At 63.2% G+C, this 3,365-nt stretch carries 5 protein-coding genes; all 5 read right to left on the minus strand.

The window, feature by feature from the left end; translation table 11 throughout:
* The coding region (locus tag EN906_RS27745) for an ABC transporter ATP-binding protein (protein WP_164777403.1) at window positions 1-691 on the minus strand (691 nt) is incomplete at its 3' end.
* Window positions 684-1,796, minus strand: coding sequence for an ABC transporter ATP-binding protein (locus EN906_RS27750; protein WP_127269192.1), 1,113 nt, complete (start codon window positions 1,794-1,796; stop codon window positions 684-686). The genes EN906_RS27750 and EN906_RS27745, both read right to left, overlap by 8 nt.
* A 2-nt stretch (window positions 1,797-1,798) precedes the next feature.
* Complete coding sequence (locus tag EN906_RS27755; RefSeq protein ID WP_127269191.1) at window positions 1,799-2,005, minus strand: hypothetical protein; 207 nt, start codon at window positions 2,003-2,005, stop codon at window positions 1,799-1,801.
* Window positions 2,002-2,952 carry a carbohydrate ABC transporter permease gene (locus tag EN906_RS27760; protein ID WP_013528079.1) on the minus strand — a complete coding sequence of 317 codons (951 nt, stop codon included), beginning with the start codon at window positions 2,950-2,952 and terminating at the stop codon, window positions 2,002-2,004. The genes EN906_RS27755 and EN906_RS27760 overlap by 4 nt, the downstream gene beginning before the upstream one ends.
* Window positions 2,949-3,365: sugar ABC transporter permease (locus EN906_RS27765; RefSeq protein WP_164777404.1), on the minus strand; the 417-nt coding region annotated here is incomplete at its 5' end. The genes EN906_RS27760 and EN906_RS27765, both read right to left, overlap by 4 nt.

Raw genomic sequence — 3,365 nt, forward strand, 5'->3', positions numbered from 1 at the left:
GCAGGTTTGCCGGCTCTGAATAGATGGTGCGCGGCGAGCCGATCTGCACCAGCACGCCCTCGGTGAGGATGCCGATGCGGTCTGCCATCGTCATCGCCTCGATCTGGTCGTGGGTGACGTAGAGCATAGTGGCGCCGAGCTCGGTCTGGATGCGCTTCAGCTCGAGCCTGAGATCGCCGCGCAGCTTGGCGTCGAGCGATGATAGCGGCTCGTCCATCAGATAGATCGAGGGCTTGCGCACCAGCGCGCGGCCGATGGCGACGCGCTGCATTTCGCCGCCCGAAAGTTTGGTCGAGCGGTTGGCGAGCTTGTGATGGATGCGCACCATCTTCGCCACCTCCTCGACCCGGCGGCGGATCTGGTCCTCCGGCATTTTCCGCGCCGGCGAGCGCAGCGGGAAGGCGAGGTTGTCGAATACCGACAGATGCGGATAGAGCGAATATTGCTGGAAGACGAAGGCCGTGTCGCGCTCAGCCGGCGACAGTGTCGTGGCATTGTGTCCGCCGATCTCGATCGTGCCGGAATCCGGCCGTTCCAGCCCGGCGATCAGCCGCAGCGTCGTTGTCTTGCCGGCCCCGGTCGGCCCGAGCAGCACGACGAATTCACCATCTGCTATGTGCAGGTCGAGGCCGTCGACGGCGACATGGTCGCCGAAACTCTTGGTCACGTTCTTGATGTGCACCTCAGCCATGCTGGGCCCTCCGCTCCGAGGCGACATCGTGGATCGCGGTTCTCACCGCGCGGCCCGATCCCTTCTCGAACAGCGACAGGCGCGCGCTGCTCAGCGTCAGGCCGACATGGTCGCCGGTGGAGAGCCGGATTTCGGCCGGCACGCGTGCCTTGATGATACCGTCCGCCGTTTCGACCGCGACGATCTGCGTGGTGCCGAGATATTCGGTGCCATAGATGGCGCCGCGCAGCTTGGAGGCGTCGTCGAAGCGTATGTGCTCCGGGCGGATGCCAAGGGCCATGTCGCTGGGTGCGATGTCCTCTCGTACCTCCGGCACCGCGACCTTCGCACCTTGCACGATGATCTCCCTGGCGCCTTTGGCCAGCCCGCCGCCAAAACCCAGAAAATTCATCGGCGGGGAGCCGATGAAGTCGGCGACGAACATGGTTGCCGGGCGGTCGTAGATTTCGCGTGGGCTTCCGAACTGTTCGATGACGCCATGGTTCATCACCGCGATCTTGTCGGCCATCGACATCGCTTCCATCTGGTCGTGCGTGACATAGACCGTCGTGGCACGGATGCGGTTGTGCAGTTCGCGCAGTTCATGGACCATCAAATCGCGGAATTCGGTGTCGAGCGTGCCGAGCGGCTCATCCATCAGGAAGCACTTCGGCCGCCGCACGATGGCGCGGCCGAGCGCGACCCGCTGGCGGTCACCACCGGCAAGTCCGGAGACGGATTTGTTGAGCAGATGATCGATGCGCAGCAGTTTTGCCGTTTCCTCGACACGGGTGCGGATCTCGGGCGATGGCATGCCTTGCGCCAGCAAGGGGAAGCCGATGTTCTTGCGCACATTCATGTGCGGATAGAGCGCGAACAGCTGGAAGACGAAAGCGATGTCGCGCTCGCGGGCCCGCAGCATGGTGACGTCGTCGCCGCCGAGCAGGATCTGGCCGCCGGTCGGCAATTCGAGCCCCGCGATCATGCGCAACGTCGTCGTCTTGCCGCAGCCCGACGGCCCGAGCATGACGAAGAACTCGCCATCCTCGACGACGAAGTTAGAATCCTGCACGGCGACGAAATCGCCGAAGGCCTTTCTCAGGTGCTGGACGCGGATTTCGGCCATGATTATTCCGGGAACTTGGAGACGATGATGAACATCACGGTGCCGGCGAGCATGGTGATGAAGGAGTAGGTGTAGAGCGACAGCGCGAAGGGCTGGAACAGCATCAGGAAGCCGATGGCGATCAGTGCCGTGGCGATGTTCTCCATCAGCCCGCGCCTGGCCCAGGCCGGCCAGCGCGATTTGCGTTTCTCAGGCTTGGTCATGCTCATTTACGCACCGCGCCGAAGGTGATGCCGCGCAGCAATTGCTTGCGGAGCAGAATGGTGAAGACCAGGATCGGCACCAGGAAGATCGTCGTGCCGGCCGCGACCGCCGGCCAGTCCTGGCCGCCTTCGCCGATGATGGTCGGGATGAAGGGCGGCGCGGTCTGCGCGGTGCCCGAGGTCAGGAGTGCCGCGAACGCGTACTCGTTCCAGGCGAAGATCAGGCAGAAGATCGCGGTCGCTGCAATGCCGGTCGTCGCTTGCGGCAGCACGGTGCGCCAGAAGGCCTGCAGCCGCGTATAGCCGTCGATCATCGCCGCCTCTTCGTACTCGCGCGGGATTTCGTCGATGAAGCCTTTCAGCAGCCACACCGCCAGCGACACGTTGACGGCCGTGTAGAGCAGGATCATGCCGAGCGCGGTGTCCGACAGGCCAAGCTCGCGGTACATCAGGTAGATCGGAATGGCGACGGCGATCGGCGGCATGAAGCGCGTCGACAGGATGAAGAACAAAAGGTCGTCGGCGAGCGGCACCTTGAAGCGCGAGAAGCCATAGGCCGACAGCGTGCCGAGGAACACGGCGCAGAAGGTCGAGCCGAAGGCGATGATCAGCGAATTGACGAAGCGCGGCAGGAAGTTGGACGGGCCGGCGATCACCATGTTGCGCTTGCGCGTGGTCTCGTCGCAGAAGCCTGTCGCCGGCCCCAGCGAGTTGATGTATTCCGGCGTCTGACGGGTCCGCGTCGTGAACAGATTGCAGTAGCCTTCGAGGCTGGGCTGGAACAGGATCTTGGGCGGATAGGCGATCGAATCCGGCGGCGTCTTGAAGCTGGTGGCGAAGATCCACAGCAGCGGCACGATCGAGATCAGTGCGTAAAGCACGATGATCGTGCCGGCGATCCGTTTCGAGTTGCTGCTCGGTGCGACGACCGAATGGGCTGTGGTCAGGCTCATCTCTGCTTCACCTTGTTCAGCGCCTTGACGTAGATGTTGGCGAGGCCGAACACCGCCACGAAAAGAATGATTGCGAAGGCCGAGGAATAGCCGGTGCGCCAGCTCTCGAAAGCCTGCCTTTTCAGCGTGATCGAGGCGACCTCGGTGGTCGAGCCCGGCCCGCCGCCGGTCAACAGATTGACCATGTCGAACATCTTGAAGTTCTCGATGCCGCGAAACAGCACAGCCAGCATGATGAAGGGCAGCGCCATCGGCAGCGTGATCGACCAGAATTGCCGCCAGTTGGAGGCGCGGTCGACCTCGGCCGCCTCGTAGATGTATTCGGGGATGGAGCGCAGGCCCGCGAGGCAGATCAGCATCACGTAGGGTGTCCACATCCAGGTGTCGACGATGATGATCGACCAGGGCGCCAG

This window comes from Mesorhizobium sp. M7A.F.Ca.CA.004.06.1.1, from assembly GCF_003999135.1.
Classification (GTDB): Bacteria; Pseudomonadota; Alphaproteobacteria; order Rhizobiales; family Rhizobiaceae; genus Mesorhizobium.

Coding starts and splice junctions, on each gene's coding strand:
- EN906_RS27750 (WP_127269192.1), bottom strand. CDS start 1,796: ATGGCCGAAATCCGCGTCCAGCACCTGAGAAAGGCCTTCGGCGATTTC.
- EN906_RS27760 (WP_013528079.1), bottom strand. CDS start 2,952: ATGAGCCTGACCACAGCCCATTCGGTCGTCGCACCGAGCAGCAACTCG.
- EN906_RS27755 (WP_127269191.1), bottom strand. CDS start 2,005: ATGAGCATGACCAAGCCTGAGAAACGCAAATCGCGCTGGCCGGCCTGG.